Consider the following 14,612-nt stretch of genomic DNA (forward strand, 5'->3'; position numbering starts at 1 on the left):
TCGCGCGCAAACTCACCAATATTATTGAGAGAGTCTGAGGTCATTTGTTGTTGTGGATAAAAGATGGCGGTCTTTTCCATAAAATACTCCTAAAGCTGAAAGGGTAGCGCGCTATTAAACCGCACCGATCCATTAAGCGGTGTTTGGTCATCAAAGCGGCGGGGACGCGTGGTTTGCCATGTCACCAAAATTTGGTCGCGTTGTGCTTTGGAAAGGGCAATAGCGCGCGCGACCTGTTGCATTTGGCTGTGGTCTTTCGTGTATAAAAAGCTCTTTCCTAAAAAGCTCACCCCCAAGAAACTACTGCGTGGCCGGCTCTTAACCTTTAAATCAATAGCCACTTCTGCCTGATAGGCGGGCATAGAAAGGCGGCAATGGCCAAGAAAAGCACCGGTAGTGCGCTTAGCCCATGTTGGCTTTTGCTCATAAAGCGCAATAGAGTCATAGATCATCTCATGGGCTTTGGAGGGCAATAAAAAGTTGCGCCCTAGAAAACGCGTTGTTCCTTTGCCACAAAACATGCCATAGGCATCCTCGCCTTTGCTTGACATCCGCTTAGGTCGCACGTCCATAGGTTCAAGAGAGGCGCTCACCCCATTAGGCCATAGGGGCGAGGTTTGATCATAGTAATCCACGTCTTGGCGTATTGTGATAATTTGTGGCTCTCTCTTACAAACACCTAAAAAGCTACGCCCCATCTTGCCTAAGAAGGCGCCCTGTCCAGCCTCACCTGCTAACAGAAAGCGCTCAACACGCTGCTTTTGCCTTGCGGGTAAGTCAATTTTGGTAAGCGGTGTCTCCTTACCATTCTGCCACAAACTAGCGCGCCGCCCATAAAATTGGCGTGCGCGCGATGGCAATAGAAAACTATGGTTTAAAAAGCCCTGCCCACAAAAGGCCTCACCTTGGGCAAGAAACCGCTCTTTTACAAAGCGAATGCGGATTTGTGGTTGCTCGCTATGCCACGCCTCTAGCTTGTCTTTGCTCATGCCTTCTGACAAAAACATCCGTTGCGGGGGTGTGACAATTTGGCGTAGTTCACTACCAACCAAGGCAATATAGGTTTTTAATCCTGCCGCCGTGCCTTTAATGCGCTGGAGTTCAAAGGCGCGGGCAATGACTTGGCGCTTTTGGGCGATCGTCCATTGGTCATTCCATATCTCAATGCCAAAGCGAAACGCCAGCCATGGCAAGAGATGTTCCGCAATAGCATCAGGATTGGTAAAATCAGCCAAAGCATCAATCGGTAAGCTTGGAAAGCTTGTTGCTTGTTCTAGATTGCGCTCAAAGGCTGTTGACCTTGCCGGCAGAAGCGAACTAAACGCTGACATGGTCAATCTCCACCGCGATATCTGTGGCTACAGCGATTTCGAAACTCTTACAAAGCTGATCAACGCTTGGCGCTTCAAGCACCACATTTTGAATGCCTGTGCTTGTTAGAGCGGCAATAAGGCCAGAACGCGTTGCGCTATAACCAACCTTTTGCACCTCTTGCAAATAGGCTTTTAAGCGCTTTAGGGATTGCTCTTTCACAACGCCTTGGTCGGGACCGGGATAAATTGTAAGCTTGGCGGCAATAGAATAAGGCTTTGGAACCGCCATAGATACCACAACATGATCGGTTAAAGGGCGTAAATCCTCTTGGTTTAAACGCGCACGCACCATCTTTAAAATCTCATGATCGGGGCGGCAAAGGATACGTGTAAACGCGCTTTGCTCTGGTTGAGCAAATAAAGCACGCCCGATCACCGTTTCTTCTTCTGTACCATCCTTCACATCTTCATAAGCAAGAAGGCTAATGTTCACCTCACCTAAGTTCTGACTATCAACATTAGCATGCACAATCGCTGTTGAAACGCTCATCGTGTGGAACAAATAAGCCCGTCTTGGACCAGCGGTTGAAAGGCCGCTTAGTGCTTGCTGAATGCGCGAGCGAAAGCGCGCGTCCGTCTCTCTATCAAGGCGCATAACATTGGCAAAAGCACCCATAACATCAAGGTCATGTCCGCGCGCGCTCACAATATTATTAGCGCGTGCCGCATCGTTAATGCGTTGGCGCAATAAAAACTCCCGATAGCAAAAGGCTTCAATCACCTTAATTGCGGGATCGCTCTCAAGCACACTATAATTTGGCTCTAACGCTTTTAACTTAGCAATGGCAGCTTGGCGAATGGCTTCATAAGAGACCTCTTCAACAAAGTCAGGGGCAGGAATTTGCGTTAAGTCTAATGTATGGAAATAGGCGTTTTGGCTCATTGTAAAACCAGCCCTTCCATTTTAATAGGCTTGCCGCTTGGCATGTAAAGCCCGTCAAAACTGATCTCAACACAGCCCGCTTGGGGCATAGTATAAGAGATCGTGTTCAGCTTTAAACGCGGCTCATATTCTTTAAGCGCTTGGGCTACAGCCATATACAGATCCACAGCAAAAAATGCATTCACTGGCTGGTCAAGTAAGCGCGCTACATCGCTACCATAGGCGCGACGCATCACACGGCTTCCTTTAGCAGTCATTAAAATATCAATCAGCGATTGCCGCAGATGATCCATACCAGAAAGCGGCTTTCCACTCTCTCTATCCATGCCAATCAACATAATATCTCTCTATTGCGCTGGGAATTCTAAGAAGTCGCGCACGTTCTTCTCAAGCTTACCATTTTGATCTGATCAGCAGGAATGTAAGTCGCGTAAGCACCTGCTTCTTTGTGTAAAACATCTTCATATTCTATCCAGTCTTCTTGGGCAGGGGCCATTGAATGCGTAATATAAAGCACTACGTCGCCTGTCGCCCCCAAAGCATAGGGACCGTTAGGAAGGTTTACAAAACGATGAAGACCTCTTGATACAAGGGTAGTATCATCTTTCAAAACAACATTAATTTCCTGAGGACGCGCATTTAGAGTTTCGCTAAACTGGATCCAAGAGAAGGGGGGTGTGGTCGCAGTGACTAATATCCAACTTACGTAATATTTTATAAAACCATAGGCGAAAATATTTACGCCAAAGCGCGCTTATAATAATTGTCCCAAAAAACGCAGGGATAGCCGGAAAAGGTTCAGCCATACCAAAATACACGGCGGCTTTATAAAAACTCGCACCAATCAAGCCAAAGCAAAGGGATGGAAAGAAGATGTTTGCGGTTCTATCATCCGTGTGTATGCCGTTATTGGCAATATGATACCCAACGTATCCACAAGCTAATATAGCCCATATCTGCCAGACTAGAAGAAACAATACAGGATCGCTCATACTATCTCTCTATTGCGCTGAGGTAGTGATAGAGCCACCGACCGCAACGCCACCATGCACGTGGCTTTGCCCAATATTGCTACCATTATGGCTAAGCGTGCCTGATTGAATGGCGACACCACCTGCTTGTAGGCGCATTTGATTTGCGGCTTTGGTGGTTACATTTTGTGCTTCTATCCCCAAATCACCATCAGTTTTAATGCTAATGCCTTTGGGCAGTTTTGTTTGCATAGCTTGTGCATTAATCCCGATCGTTTCATCGGTAGTAAGCATAATGCCACGCGGCGCGTAAATCTCTAGCACGCCATCCTTAGCGCTGATCTTAGCGCCGCCCTCAATGGCAAGGCTAAAGCCGCCACCACTGCTAATAGACACATCAAATGTGCCTTTGTCCGCAATGGTCATTGTATAGCTATGGCGTTCATCATCATACTCTATTTGGCTTCCATCAGGATAAACGGTGCGGTGTAGGTTGCCTTTATCGGCCGCTTGAGTAGTCTCGGTCGCAAGCGCCCCTACAATCACCCCTTGCGCCAAATCACCGCTTGGACACGCCATAACAACTTGCTCGCCCACATCACGCCCGCTCCATTGGCGGGTCTTGCCCGCACGCGGCTGTATATCGGGCAACCAATCGGTCTCAAGGTCACCACTTTTAACACGGTAGCGCCCATTCTCATGATTGGCTTGTGATACACTACCAACCACCACTAAACCAGCAACGCGCCGCTCTAAATCAATGAGACGACGATACAACTCGCTATACATCTATAAAGCCTCTTGATAATCATTGCGGTGCGAAAGCCCCGTATCGGGCTCATAGCTATAGCGCACGCTGTGCACCACTACCGCTTCATCGCTTGGCGCCATATGGGTGCAATAGATGATGTCGTAATAAAGGGTCGCCCAAAGGGCAAGTGTCGTTCCTTTTGCGCCCCCATGATACTCCCATTGGGTCAATAAGCAGCTTTCTACCAATCTATTAAGATTAGGCGCTTGATAGAGAATGGTTTCGACATCCCATGTCAAACGATCCATATCATCTTCCTGCTCATAGCCCGCTATGCAACATTCAATCGCTATATGCAGGGTACGCCGCCGCATACCGTAGTCTTGCACTTGCTCAAGGTCTAAATCCTCACCTAATGTGTAAACAAGTAGAGCAGGGAATATATCTTTGTTAAGCGCAAACGCCCGTTGCGCAAACACATTCTTGCCAGCTATGGTGTTTCCAGCCTTAAGCAGGTCAATAATCGTGTTGCGAATAAGTAGGCGATGGGTGCTCATATTATAGCGCTTCCTATCAGGCGTGGTCTTCTACTAAAGCCACTTTCATCATACCGCTGGTCGAGGTGATCACATCACTAATGATGAAGGTCTCCTGATCCAAAACAACCCTATCACCTTGTTTGGGGGCACCGCCTATATCGCTAAGGCGAATATCAAGCATTTTAATAGGATTGGTAAAATCTGTTGTGCCATAGACGGGGTCTTGCGCATAGGTCTCATCATAAATGGCGCTTATGCTAAAAACTTCGCCCGTAGTTTTGCGTGTATAGGTTAGAGCCCTGCCAAAGGTCTCACATAAGACATCATTCATGGCCTTAAGGTTAGCGTTCCAGTTCTCAATCATGATTAAGCCTGCTATTGCTCTGTGCACCAAGCCGATCAAGGGGAATAATTTTTATTATGTTGTCTCCATCATGGATATCAACAAAAGGGGCATTGCATAGGCGCGTTTCAAACACACCAAGGCCTTTAAAAAAGCCTTTTACATTTTTTGATGCAGGTGGCTTGGCTTTAGCTGTTTCTGGCGCCTTAGAAAATCCAATGCCGCGCAATAACATTTGCGGCTGAGCACAAATAAACAAACCATTGCTAGAAATACGCGGCCGTATCCACGGGGTTTGCGCATCACCCATGAAAACCTCTGTATACATCTCAAGCACGCTATCATGAGCGCCTTCTACCGCGTCGTTGCGCGTGAAGATCTCGTAAAAAAGCCCTCCCATCCCTTGCGGGATGAATTGACATTCATTGGACTTCATACCGATTGCATCGGGTATGCCAAAGCGCGCACGTCCCTCATAATCACTAACGCCATGATAATCCATGAATGTAATACCACCATAGGTAAAGCCGCCCTCAATGGCCTGAGCCTGTACCTGTGGGTGCTGGATAAGCGCATCGTAAAATGCCTCTCCACATAGGGCAAGGGCACTTCCATTTGTGGGGAAGGCACCATGGCAGGCGCGTTTCATCGCCTCTATCACATGGCTACAAAGACTTGCAATGTCTGTGTCACTATCATCAAGGTTAAATTGGATAGGCTCTGGCCGCTTAATGCCAAAAACATCAAACCAATCAACCAATACACTGCCATTCACGTCATAAACTACGCCTTGCATGGCACCAAAGCGAAAGATCTCAAAGATTAGGTCCATGTTTTCGATAAGGGCAGGAATGGCCGCTTTGGCCTTTGTCAATAAGACCTTATCAATCTCTTGAGCAGAAAGCTTAGACCCATCTTGCAATGGGTCTAAGGTAATCAAGGCCTCGCGTACAAAACCATGGATGATGATAGAGCGCGTCTTCTCTTGCACAGAAGCTACTTGCGCGTGCAACACCCCCCGCTCAATAGGGCGAATGACATCGTCTTTTACCTCAAGCCCGATAATCTCTTGAGCACCAGTCTCAGCAGAAATGTTATCCAGCCCAAGCGCAGACAATACTTGCAACCTATCCATTGTTCATCCTAAAGCGTTTTGTTTAATTGCCTTTGTTGTAGTACTATGTTATACATGTATGACAAGGGCACTAATTATGAGAGAGAGAACGTTCATGCTAGCAGTGCGATTACCCGAAGACTTAGAACAAAGGCTCTCCCAATTAGCGAAGCAAACGGGGCGTAGTAAGTCTTTTTATCTACGAGAAGCTCTAAATAATTATATTGATGATCTCGAAGACCTTTATCTAGCTGAACAAAGGATGACGGAATTACGCTCAGGTAAAAGCAAGGCAATACCTCTAAAAGATGTTTTGGCTGATTATGACATGGGCCATTGAATTCGTTCCCGCGGCTGTGCGAGAGTTAAAAAAGCTTGATAAACAAGTAGCACAGCGGATTTTAACAGTTCTTCATGAGCGCATAGCACCCCTTGATAACCCCCCCCCGTAGCATAGGCGAGGCATTAAGGGGGAATCGTTTGGGCGAGTTCTGGAAATACCGTATCGGCGATTACCGTATTATTGCTAATATAGAGGATAAAACTCTTACCATTGTTGTTTTACGCGTTGGTAATCGCCGCGCTATTTACCGCTAGCTCTAATGGTTTATTTCTTTGTCACGCCTTTGATGAGCATTTCGGGGCGTGTACAGATAAAGAGGGGGTAGCTATAGACTTCAGGTCGCACCCAAAAATCACGCGCTATGTCGCGGATGAGCATTGAGTAAAGGGGGCGGCCGATGGTATTAGCAAAGGCAAAGCTCTCACAAGGCGAGAAGGCCTGTTGGAACACCCCAGGTGTATTAACGGGCACAAATTGGCATTCATTAGGTCTAATCCCTAAAGCACGTTTTGTACCTGCTTGTGCTTTATCGTCATAATCATCAACGCCACGATAGTTGATAAAGCGGATGCCACCATAGTCAAAACTTGCAAAAGAACCGCTTTGTAGTACCGATGCGGTCGCCGCTCCAAAAGAGCGGTTAAGGGTTTGGGCATTTTGGGTATTGAGAAACGTTTCACGCACGGTTTTATGGTTGGTGAGATCATCAAAAAACTTATCGCCACAAAGCCCTATGACACTAGAGCCTAAACGATAAGCCCCTTTTGAAGCCCGTTGCATTGTCCGAATAATCTCACGACAAATGCGCTCAACTTGCGTTGTTTCGCTATCCAAAGCAAAGTTAATATCTTGGGGAGGGGTGATACCCCATTCCTTAAACCAATCAATAATCACCGAGCCATCAGCATCAAGAACAACCCCTTGGATTGCACCAAACATATGGCTTTCAAGGGTTACTTCCATATCGCTTGTTAGGCGATCTTGAGCGCGCGATATATATTCAATGGCGGTTTCTAATTCGCTCTCACTGCCAAAAGCCCGTACGTTTTGGATTTCAGAGGCAGACAAAGTATTGCCCTTGGCAAGACGCACCGTTCTAAATGCACGGATATCGGCGCTCGCGTCCCGCTTCTTCCAGTGGTGCACCGCGCTCTGATGTACGAATGATTTGCAATTGGTTATTGCGTCGTTCAATGGCCACATGGGTTGTGGAAATAGGCACATCATCAAACAGCTTAAGAGAGCCAATGAGATCTGGCTTAAAATCATAATAATCCAGTGCTTTGGTCATGTTTATTGCCGAAAAGGCATCATCATTAAAGATATCTATTTGCATGGGGCTTTGTCCTTTAGCGTAAAATGATGGTTGCTAACGCCAAGGCATCTATGGCTTTTTGACGTTGCTCTGTTGTTATTTTTTTTGGCCAAATTAGCTCCGATGCTTTGACCGCCGTTTGCCGTAGCGTAACAACAGCGCGCCGCGGTGTGGATGAAGGCTCAACATTGTCATAGGCAATAGCGCTTGCTACTTCGCTACCATCGGTTGCCGTTGGGTTTAGCGGCACATACTGGCCATTGCCAACAAGCTTGGCCATCACCGTGCCTGCCTCTACTTGATCTCCCGCGGCAAAGGTGACGCTTTCACGGGAAAGGTGGATATCGTCGCTAATGAGATAGGCGCCCGTGCGGCGCCCTTCATAAAGAACATTTGCCATTCTACACTTTCCCTTTTTTCCATTTCCAGATGCTGAGTTTCTTTGATTGGCTGATCTCGCCCGCACTTGTGTTTGCATAAGGAGAGATTGTTTTACTGCAGCTAGCTTCTACTAAGGCGTCTAGAACATGCTGTTGGGCTTGTTCTACGCTCAGCCGCTTATCGATAGCCGCTTGAGCGTTAAAGCGTGCTCCAAGGCTCTGCGCTTGTTTCTCTATTGCAAGCAAGCGGGCACAGCGCTGGCGCTCGTGCTTTATCCCAGCCTTGCTAGGGCGGCCTTGCGGCTTGTCTTTCTTGTCTTCTTCTTCGTCATCTTCTGGATCGGTGCTTTCGCCGGAGTCGCGTTCTTCATCGTCGTCTTGTTCTTCATCACCTGTGTCGTCCTCGTCGTCTTCTTCTTCATCAGGCAGGGTGTCTTTGCGTTTTTTTTCGATTGCATCGTCATCATTTTGCTCGAGGCGGTAGTTTCGGTAAGCCATACGTTTTGTCCTTCTTGCGTTTTTGTGGTCTCTATGAGTTGTTGTAAAGCTGTATCAAATGTTCCAAGACGATCAGCCAAGCCCTGTGTGAGTGCCTCTTGTCCTAAAAATGTGTCGGCACGTGTATCAATGATCTGCTGGCGTGAACATTTGCGCGCCTTTGCCACCAGATCGACAAACATATGATAGAGCGTATCGCAATCCTCTTGGATTTTAGCCCGTGCGCCATCGCTTAAGGGTTCATGCGGATTGCCATCTACTTTATTTTCCCCCGCAAATATGTAAGTCCAGCGCAGCCCTTCTTTTGCATCCGCCTTAGATTGATCCATATGGGCTGTTACCACCCCGATAGAGCCCACATCACTTGTCCGGCTTAGCCATATTTGCTCAGCCGCACAACTGATGGCATAGGCGGCTGAACAGGCCATTTCATTAGCATGCGCCCAAATAGGTTTTTGATAGCTACGCGATAAAGCACGCCACTCCTCCACAAGATCAAAGACGCCGCCCGCTTCACCGCCATAGCTATCAATATCAAGTAAAACAGCGCGCACATCCGGTGCGCTCACCGCTTCTATAAAGCTTGCCCGCAAGCCATCATAAGAGGTTAGCCCCGATTGTGCGGCCATAAAGCCGCCACGGCGCACCAAAGTGCCATGAACAGGAAGAATAGCGATGCCGTCCACTACTTGATGTGCTTCAGGCAAGCGTGTCTCATCACTATTCTTGATAAAGGCACCGATTTGCCCTGTAAGGCGCGGCGAAAGCGCGCTCAAGATTGTGTCTAGCTTTTCTGGGGTAATCATATGCGGGCGGTTATAGAGCCGCGCAAGACAATGCACAAAGTCCATCTGATACCCTATCGCTTTAGGCCGCATTCTCAGATATGAGAGCGTTTTGTTTATCTTCGTCATTGCTATCATCATCATCAAGCAGGACGGTTGTGGGGGCTGGGGTCTCAGTATCAAAATGCAGACCACGCCTTAGTGCTTCGCTTCGCTCTTCTTCAATCTCTGTGTAAATATCATCGCGACTATAGCCACGCTCATTTAAGGCTTGCGTTAAGCTTTTTAGACCCGCACGGATTTCTTCCTTCTCGGCGGCGATGTCCTTTAACGGATCGACCATTTCCAATTGCGCGGCATGGCTCTCTGATTGCAACCAAGGTAAGGGATTGTGATCATAGTCGGGTAAGTCTATGGCACCCACCAATACAGCCATTTCCACAAAGCGCTTCCACACGATGCGGTTTAATTGAAAGGCCATGACATTGGCTCGCCATTGCCTAATATGGCGACGAAACTGAATAATGGATGTGCGCACATTGGAGAAATTGCCCCGCGTCACATCGCCGCTCACCGTTGAATAGGGCATGTTCAGACCAGCGCAGATTTTTAACAAATTGCGGTATTGAAACGGTTCATAAGAGAGCCGCCCACCTCGGCGGGCGCAGAAAAGCGAATATCTTGGCCATTCTCTAATACCGTAACCAAGCCTGGAGCCAGTTCAATGGTGTCTCCTTCACCACCGGCTAGGGAGGCTGTATTCATAGTGCGCTCCGCTTGTACATCTGGGGTGAGCGGATTACTCTCACCACCTAAAATAAAAGCGGTAAAAAGCGCTGTGGTCTTTTTGCGATCAAGCTCAGCATCATCATAAGCGGCCAATTGAAACAATTGCACCATACTGCGGGTGATCTTTGGTGTGCCGCGCAATTGTTGGGCTTGTCGGCGTTCTTTAATATGGATGATATAGGGGGCTTCTATGCGTACCCGCTCTTGCATTCCCTCTGCAAGCCTTCCATTGGGTACTATGTCATAGGGATGATAGCGGAAAAAATGGTAGGCAATGCGATCACCAAATGCATTAAATTCAATGCCCATGCGGATATGATGCCCAGGTATTTCTGCGGGGCCATCATAGGTTACATCCAATAGCTCTGCAGGATAGATTTCTAGCTTGAGCGGAACAGCGCTACACGCGTCTAGCGGAACAGGGCGCAAGCGCACAAAGACTTCACCCGCAAGAAACACTTCGCGGGCAATGGTGGCCTGCATCCCGTAAAAATCACTAACCCCCTCATAATCAGCCTCATCAACCCACTGCCACCACAAATTCTCTAATGCGCGCTTTTGGGCTTCAAAGCCTTTGATGCGTGGTACAGGCTTAATCCCATCATTGACCGCCGCTGATACCCATTCATCAACCGCCGCACCATAGATGCTATTATTATCATAAAGGCTACGGGAGCGAGCAAGAACGGTTTGGCCTTCGGCTTGGATCGCCCTATTAATGTGAGTCTTTGTGGGGATAAAGCCACGTAAGCGGCGGCTACGGCTTGCCGCATCAAAATAGGGTCCACTGCCAACCATCACCTGAAAGGCGTTGGCCATCCGCTTAATAATACCTGCCATTAATAACGGCCTGCCTGCCGCGATATAAAAGAGGCGCGCTTTCGGGCGGCCTTCTAATTGGGCGATTTCTGCATCCAAAGCCGCCAATGATAGCTTATTCTCGCTCACCGAGCGGTTATAGATCTGCTTGTCGCCATGGCGTATAGATTGGGCGGCAGAATAAAGGCCTTCTGCCAGCGCATCACGCTGCTGTCTTAGCCGCTTTAACCGCGCCTCTATGTCTTGCATATCAAACCTCGTTCATAGCATATACGAACTTCTCATCATACGCGGCCGCCGCCGTATAGGTGGTGCTGGCGGGGCAAGAACTTCGTCCTTATCAAAGGATAGGCCGCGCTCTATCATCTTCTGTTCTAAAGCTTGCGCTTGTTGCTCTAAGGATATCCCCATCGCCGATAAGCCGCATAGCGCCGCATAGGCATAGACGCGGCAATCCAATGCCTCATTGCGGGCATTATTGGCCTTTACCCAGTCTATCTTTGGTTGACCCTTGCTATATTTTGTCTTTTTGCGCTCTGCTGTTAATTGCTGGAAGTATTCTAAGTCACGCTCGATATGGAAGTGGCAGGCACCATAGCCAACAGCATCAGGCCCCGTCCTTTTAAGACGCGCCATAACCATATCTTTAGCGGCGCTCACACCAATGACATAAAGATTGATCTTTCCATTATTGTTGTGGGTTGGTCGTTTGGGCCACACGGTAGACGTACTATTACTACTCCCTTTAATGCCCCATATATTATGGCCTTGACGCGGTCGCACATAATCATACACCGCTTGCGTATTTGAGCCCCCCGTATCAACACACGTCGCATGGATCAGCAGACCATTGTCTAAAGCAGGATGGGGCCAACGCCTACTAAGATACGTATCTAGATGGTGCCAAACCTCTGCTGCCGATGGGTCGCCCAAAAAGATTTTATAATCAATGTTCCAGCTCTCTTCATCACGCCCCCAGCCAACAAGCTCCAACTCCAAGCGATCAGGTTGCACATCAACACCACAGGTTAGAATGGCCACCTGCGGCGGTAAGAGTGGGTATTCTTCGCGCAAAGCGTAAAGCGCGCTAGCATCCGTTCCCCCAGCATCATACTCTTCCCAAGGTTCGCCCAATACAGTATTGACAAAGGATTGTAGTTTGGCAGGGTCCTTGGCCTCTAGAAATGCGCGTGCGCATTCGCCCCACGTAAACCATGGCGAATAAAGCGCCGATAGGTGATAGGAGCGAAAGTTGTTATAGCGGCTCTGTTTGGTTGCTACCCAACGCGCGCCATTGGCTTCGCTCAGCAACGCCGCTTTGTGATGTTCCTCATGAATAGCACCACAATGGGCGCAAAAAAAGTGGGCCTCCTCAGGCTTGTCTTCAGGCCAGCGGATCTGTGCCCACGTAATAGGTTGTAGCTCATGACACTCTTTACAGGCAACGTTATAATAACGCTGATCACCCTTCTCGAATTCGGCTTTAATACGGCTGGTCTCAAGGCTTGCTGGCGTTGAGAGCATAAATATTTACGCCGCGGGTAGCTTGCCGTACGACGAAGAGCAAGGGTAATGGGATCGCCTTCATCATCAACATTAAACGGATACCCATCAACCTCATCAAGCACCAAATAACGAATAGACATAGAGCGCAAGCCCACCGCTGAATTAGCACCCGTCAAGTTTAATGAACCGCCTGCAAACTCCTTCATAAACAGCGTATTGCCGCTATCGCGCGCGCGTGGTGGGGCAATGCGCTCTGACAAAGCCTTGCTGTTGCGTATCATATGCTCAACACGCATCTTTGAGAGCTTCTTTGCCATATCTACCGTAGGCATCACATACAGAATGGGGCCAGGCGAATGGTGTATGGCATAACCGCAGAAGTTTAGCGCCGCTTCTGACATACCAATTTGCGCGCCCTTCATAACAACCGTCGTCTCAATGCTTGAATAGCTCGACAGATTGTCCATGATCTCGCGCAGATAAGGCGTTCTTGATGTCCGCCATAGGCCAGCTTCTGCACTTGCTTGTGTCGACAAATAACGATGGACGTCCGCCCATTGAGACACCGTATAGGCGGGGTCAGAGCGAAACCCTTCTTTAAAGGCTGCCCAAAGCTTAACGAGGTTTCGGGCTTGGTAATCCTTGTTTATGCTCATGTTCAACCCCATCACCTCTGGGACGCAGGCCTATGGGGTCAGGCATTATCCCTTCCTGAAGGGCTTTGCAAATTTTGGTCAGAGCCTCATTCTGTTGCTTCATATTCACTGGTGTTCTGAACATTGTCGCTTTCCTCTTCTTCGTCGACTTTTGCAAAATCAGGCATAGGAATCGTATCAAGCTCTATCAAAGCATCGCGCATATGCTGTTCTAAAACTATGGCAACCTTGTTATGGTCACACTCTAACGCGCTGGCAATATCACCACTGTGGCGGCTTGGAAACAACATCAGCATATCACGACAGCTACGGGCAAATACAAATGCCTGCCGCTTAGCATAATCTATCGGCACATAGTCCTGCTTCTTGACCTTAAGTTCAAATTCTACCTTCTCTGCTTGGGCAAGAGTTAAGCGCGACTTAACTTCGTTAAGATCAAGGTTAACAACTTCACCGACTTTACTCTTTTTATAGGCGGGCGCAATGTTGGCTTTAATCCATGCTAAAGCTTCATCAACGAGGATGAATTGACCATCATCGCTTGTGGGCAAACCCTTCTTTACAAGTTGGGTTATATAGGCCTTGCTAACCCCTAGACGCTTAGAGAATAGGGCGCGTCGCTCTTTTACATTGGAATTATTTTCTAATTCTAGCTCTGACATTTTTGTAAAAAATCTCCAAAAGCCGCATAGAAATGCTTTGCAAAATAGCTACGATAATCCCAACAAAATTAGCGTCAAATAATTGTATTTTGTTTCAATGAGTTAACAAGTTAAGTGATTTAAAAATCCCTGACGCTAGAAAAATATCGCGCTGCGCATCGACCCGCCTATGCCCCCCCCGCGGGAAGTACCTTGGCAATATTAGAATATTTTTCTAATTATTGGAAAATTAAACCCACTTCACTTAAGCAGAGCCTTGTTGATGTTCTTCTGCATGGTCTCTTGAAACATCGTGCTAACCATCTGCGCTACTTTAGCCTGCATACCATCGCGGGTTATAATTGATGCGGCATTAACACCTAGAGGCCTGATCAAACGCGGCACAAGTTTTGTCTTACCATTAGCTAAGCGCACACGCTTAGTCTTGCTTGGATCGCGCATGAATACATGATTGTTTAATTTAGGCTTTAGCGGCGTACGGTTGGGGAAGGTGCCGCCATGATCAAAATAGCCTGCAAACATCTGCTTGCCACCAAGCAGTTCAACCTGCATACCGATGCTTGCTTGCTCCTCATGCTTAAACAGCTTAAGCGGGATATCTCCATAGAGCACAATCATCTTAGAATAGAGTTGCTGGGGCGTAGCTTTCGCTGAACGCCTCACCTTATCATTCAAATAGTTCTTGCGGTATTTAGCAGGTACCCCGCTTTCTTGCGGATCATGGTGATTGTTTTGGTACGCGCCTTGCTAAGCGTATTATTGATAGAGGCGCTTGCTACTTTGTGTAATTGCGTCTCACCTAAGACATCCAACATGTTATTGGCGTCTTTTAGATCAAAGCGCACAGTGACAGCCTCGTCGTTACTGAACGCCATGGATCACCTC

General features: G+C 47.9%; 18 protein-coding genes and 3 pseudogenes. 2 read left to right on the plus strand and 19 right to left on the minus strand.

What is annotated here, in order from left to right; genetic code table 11:
• Window positions 1–89: 89 nt before the first annotated feature.
• From ACK28X_RS09370 to ACK28X_RS09410, 9 genes are read right to left on the minus strand one after another with little or no spacing between them, the layout of a single operon-like run.
• A complete protein-coding gene (locus ACK28X_RS09370) occupies window positions 90–1,331 on the minus strand; it encodes a phage tail protein I (protein ID WP_412058323.1) in 1,242 nt (413 codons plus the stop codon).
• Window positions 1,318–2,256 (minus strand): baseplate J/gp47 family protein, encoded by a 939-nt coding sequence (locus ACK28X_RS09375; protein ID WP_412058604.1) that lies wholly within the window; start codon window positions 2,254–2,256, stop codon window positions 1,318–1,320. The genes ACK28X_RS09370 and ACK28X_RS09375 overlap by 14 nt, the downstream gene beginning before the upstream one ends.
• The gene (locus ACK28X_RS09380; protein WP_412057183.1) at window positions 2,253–2,582 is read right to left on the minus strand and encodes a GPW/gp25 family protein; all 330 of its coding nucleotides are present in this window, start codon (window positions 2,580–2,582) and stop codon (window positions 2,253–2,255) included. Before ACK28X_RS09380 ends, ACK28X_RS09375 begins: the two co-directional genes overlap by 4 nt.
• A gap of 38 nt (window positions 2,583–2,620) precedes the next feature.
• Window positions 2,621–2,866 (minus strand): hypothetical protein, encoded by a 246-nt coding sequence (locus ACK28X_RS09385; RefSeq protein WP_412058723.1) that lies wholly within the window; start codon window positions 2,864–2,866, stop codon window positions 2,621–2,623.
• A 40-nt stretch (window positions 2,867–2,906) separates the two neighbouring features.
• Complete coding sequence (locus ACK28X_RS09390) at window positions 2,907–3,248, minus strand: hypothetical protein (RefSeq protein ID WP_412058724.1); 342 nt, start codon at window positions 3,246–3,248, stop codon at window positions 2,907–2,909.
• Window positions 3,249–3,257: 9 nt separating this feature from the next.
• On the minus strand, window positions 3,258–4,016 hold the full coding sequence (locus ACK28X_RS09395) for a phage baseplate assembly protein V (RefSeq protein WP_412057181.1): 759 nt from the start codon (window positions 4,014–4,016) through the stop codon (window positions 3,258–3,260).
• Window positions 4,017–4,535: a hypothetical protein gene (locus tag ACK28X_RS09400; protein ID WP_412058038.1), complete on the minus strand. Its 519-nt coding sequence runs from the start codon at window positions 4,533–4,535 to the stop codon at window positions 4,017–4,019.
• Window positions 4,536–4,551: 16 nt separating this feature from the next.
• The gene (locus ACK28X_RS09405; protein WP_412057109.1) at window positions 4,552–4,881 is read right to left on the minus strand and encodes a hypothetical protein; all 330 of its coding nucleotides are present in this window, start codon (window positions 4,879–4,881) and stop codon (window positions 4,552–4,554) included.
• Entirely contained in the window at window positions 4,874–5,995 is a 1,122-nt protein-coding gene (locus ACK28X_RS09410; protein WP_412058603.1) for a major capsid protein, read from the minus strand. The genes ACK28X_RS09405 and ACK28X_RS09410 overlap by 8 nt, the downstream gene beginning before the upstream one ends.
• A gap of 94 nt (window positions 5,996–6,089) precedes the next feature.
• Here ACK28X_RS09410 and ACK28X_RS09415 point away from each other — a divergent pair, with 94 nt between their 5' ends.
• Together ACK28X_RS09415 and ACK28X_RS09420 are read left to right on the plus strand one after the other, a co-directional pair.
• Window positions 6,090–6,314 (plus strand): DUF6290 family protein, encoded by a 225-nt coding sequence (locus ACK28X_RS09415; protein WP_412057176.1) that lies wholly within the window; start codon window positions 6,090–6,092, stop codon window positions 6,312–6,314.
• Window positions 6,298–6,571, plus strand: a pseudogene (locus ACK28X_RS09420) (type II toxin-antitoxin system RelE family toxin). The gene ACK28X_RS09415 and the pseudogene ACK28X_RS09420 overlap by 17 nt, the downstream one beginning before the upstream one ends.
• Before the next feature lie 10 nt (window positions 6,572–6,581).
• Here ACK28X_RS09420 and ACK28X_RS09425 read toward each other — a convergent pair.
• The 10 genes and pseudogenes from ACK28X_RS09425 to ACK28X_RS09470 all read right to left on the minus strand — a co-directional run bounded on the left by ACK28X_RS09425 (window position 6,582) and on the right by ACK28X_RS09470 (window position 14,602).
• Window positions 6,582–7,653: pseudogene (locus ACK28X_RS09425) on the minus strand (major capsid protein).
• Between the two features lie 13 nt (window positions 7,654–7,666).
• Window positions 7,667–8,032 (minus strand): head decoration protein, encoded by a 366-nt coding sequence (locus ACK28X_RS09430; RefSeq protein ID WP_412058602.1) that lies wholly within the window; start codon window positions 8,030–8,032, stop codon window positions 7,667–7,669.
• Window position 8,033: 1 nt separating this feature from the next.
• Entirely contained in the window at window positions 8,034–8,258 is a 225-nt protein-coding gene (locus tag ACK28X_RS09435; protein ID WP_412057172.1) for a hypothetical protein, read from the minus strand.
• Window positions 8,259–8,284: 26 nt separating this feature from the next.
• On the minus strand, window positions 8,285–9,361 hold the full coding sequence (locus ACK28X_RS09440; RefSeq protein WP_412058725.1) for a S49 family peptidase: 1,077 nt from the start codon (window positions 9,359–9,361) through the stop codon (window positions 8,285–8,287).
• Window positions 9,362–9,377: 16 nt separating this feature from the next.
• The gene (locus ACK28X_RS09445; protein WP_412058726.1) at window positions 9,378–9,911 is read right to left on the minus strand and encodes a hypothetical protein; all 534 of its coding nucleotides are present in this window, start codon (window positions 9,909–9,911) and stop codon (window positions 9,378–9,380) included.
• Window positions 9,905–11,152, minus strand: coding sequence for a phage portal protein (locus ACK28X_RS09450; protein WP_412058727.1), 1,248 nt, complete (start codon window positions 11,150–11,152; stop codon window positions 9,905–9,907). The genes ACK28X_RS09445 and ACK28X_RS09450 overlap by 7 nt, the downstream gene beginning before the upstream one ends.
• 12 nt (window positions 11,153–11,164) lie before the next feature.
• Window positions 11,165–13,065, minus strand: a pseudogene (locus tag ACK28X_RS09455) (phage terminase large subunit family protein).
• An 86-nt stretch (window positions 13,066–13,151) separates the two neighbouring features.
• On the minus strand, window positions 13,152–13,727 hold the full coding sequence (locus ACK28X_RS09460; protein WP_412057166.1) for a hypothetical protein: 576 nt from the start codon (window positions 13,725–13,727) through the stop codon (window positions 13,152–13,154).
• Between the two features lie 240 nt (window positions 13,728–13,967).
• A complete protein-coding gene (locus tag ACK28X_RS09465) occupies window positions 13,968–14,402 on the minus strand; it encodes a hypothetical protein (protein WP_412058728.1) in 435 nt (144 codons plus the stop codon).
• Window positions 14,399–14,602, minus strand: a complete 204-nt coding sequence (locus tag ACK28X_RS09470) for a hypothetical protein (protein WP_412058729.1) — start codon at window positions 14,600–14,602, stop codon at window positions 14,399–14,401. Before ACK28X_RS09470 ends, ACK28X_RS09465 begins: the two co-directional genes overlap by 4 nt.
• Window positions 14,603–14,612: the final 10 nt, after the last annotated feature.

It is taken from the genome of Bartonella sp. DGB2 (assembly GCF_046843095.1).
Lineage (GTDB): Bacteria > Pseudomonadota > Alphaproteobacteria > Rhizobiales > Rhizobiaceae > Bartonella.

Bases quoted from the DNA above. Each gene is read 5' to 3' on its own strand.
- ACK28X_RS09395 (WP_412057181.1), bottom strand. From the start codon at position 4,016: ATGTATAGCGAGTTGTATCGTCGTCTCATTGATTTAGAGCGGCGCGTT.
- ACK28X_RS09410 (WP_412058603.1), bottom strand. From the start codon at position 5,995: ATGGATAGGTTGCAAGTATTGTCTGCGCTTGGGCTGGATAACATTTCT.
- ACK28X_RS09375 (WP_412058604.1), bottom strand. From the start codon at position 2,256: ATGAGCCAAAACGCCTATTTCCATACATTAGACTTAACGCAAATTCCT.
- ACK28X_RS09440 (WP_412058725.1), bottom strand. From the start codon at position 9,361: ATGGACTTTGTGCATTGTCTTGCGCGGCTCTATAACCGCCCGCATATG.
- ACK28X_RS09390 (WP_412058724.1), bottom strand. From the start codon at position 3,248: ATGAGCGATCCTGTATTGTTTCTTCTAGTCTGGCAGATATGGGCTATA.
- ACK28X_RS09370 (WP_412058323.1), bottom strand. From the start codon at position 1,331: ATGTCAGCGTTTAGTTCGCTTCTGCCGGCAAGGTCAACAGCCTTTGAG.
- ACK28X_RS09405 (WP_412057109.1), bottom strand. From the start codon at position 4,881: ATGATTGAGAACTGGAACGCTAACCTTAAGGCCATGAATGATGTCTTA.
- ACK28X_RS09380 (WP_412057183.1), bottom strand. From the start codon at position 2,582: ATGGATAGAGAGAGTGGAAAGCCGCTTTCTGGTATGGATCATCTGCGG.
- ACK28X_RS09450 (WP_412058727.1), bottom strand. From the start codon at position 11,152: ATGCAAGACATAGAGGCGCGGTTAAAGCGGCTAAGACAGCAGCGTGAT.
- ACK28X_RS09470 (WP_412058729.1), bottom strand. From the start codon at position 14,602: ATGGCGTTCAGTAACGACGAGGCTGTCACTGTGCGCTTTGATCTAAAA.
- ACK28X_RS09430 (WP_412058602.1), bottom strand. From the start codon at position 8,032: ATGGCAAATGTTCTTTATGAAGGGCGCCGCACGGGCGCCTATCTCATT.
- ACK28X_RS09415 (WP_412057176.1), top strand. From the start codon at position 6,090: ATGCTAGCAGTGCGATTACCCGAAGACTTAGAACAAAGGCTCTCCCAA.
- ACK28X_RS09460 (WP_412057166.1), bottom strand. From the start codon at position 13,727: ATGTCAGAGCTAGAATTAGAAAATAATTCCAATGTAAAAGAGCGACGC.
- ACK28X_RS09400 (WP_412058038.1), bottom strand. From the start codon at position 4,535: ATGAGCACCCATCGCCTACTTATTCGCAACACGATTATTGACCTGCTT.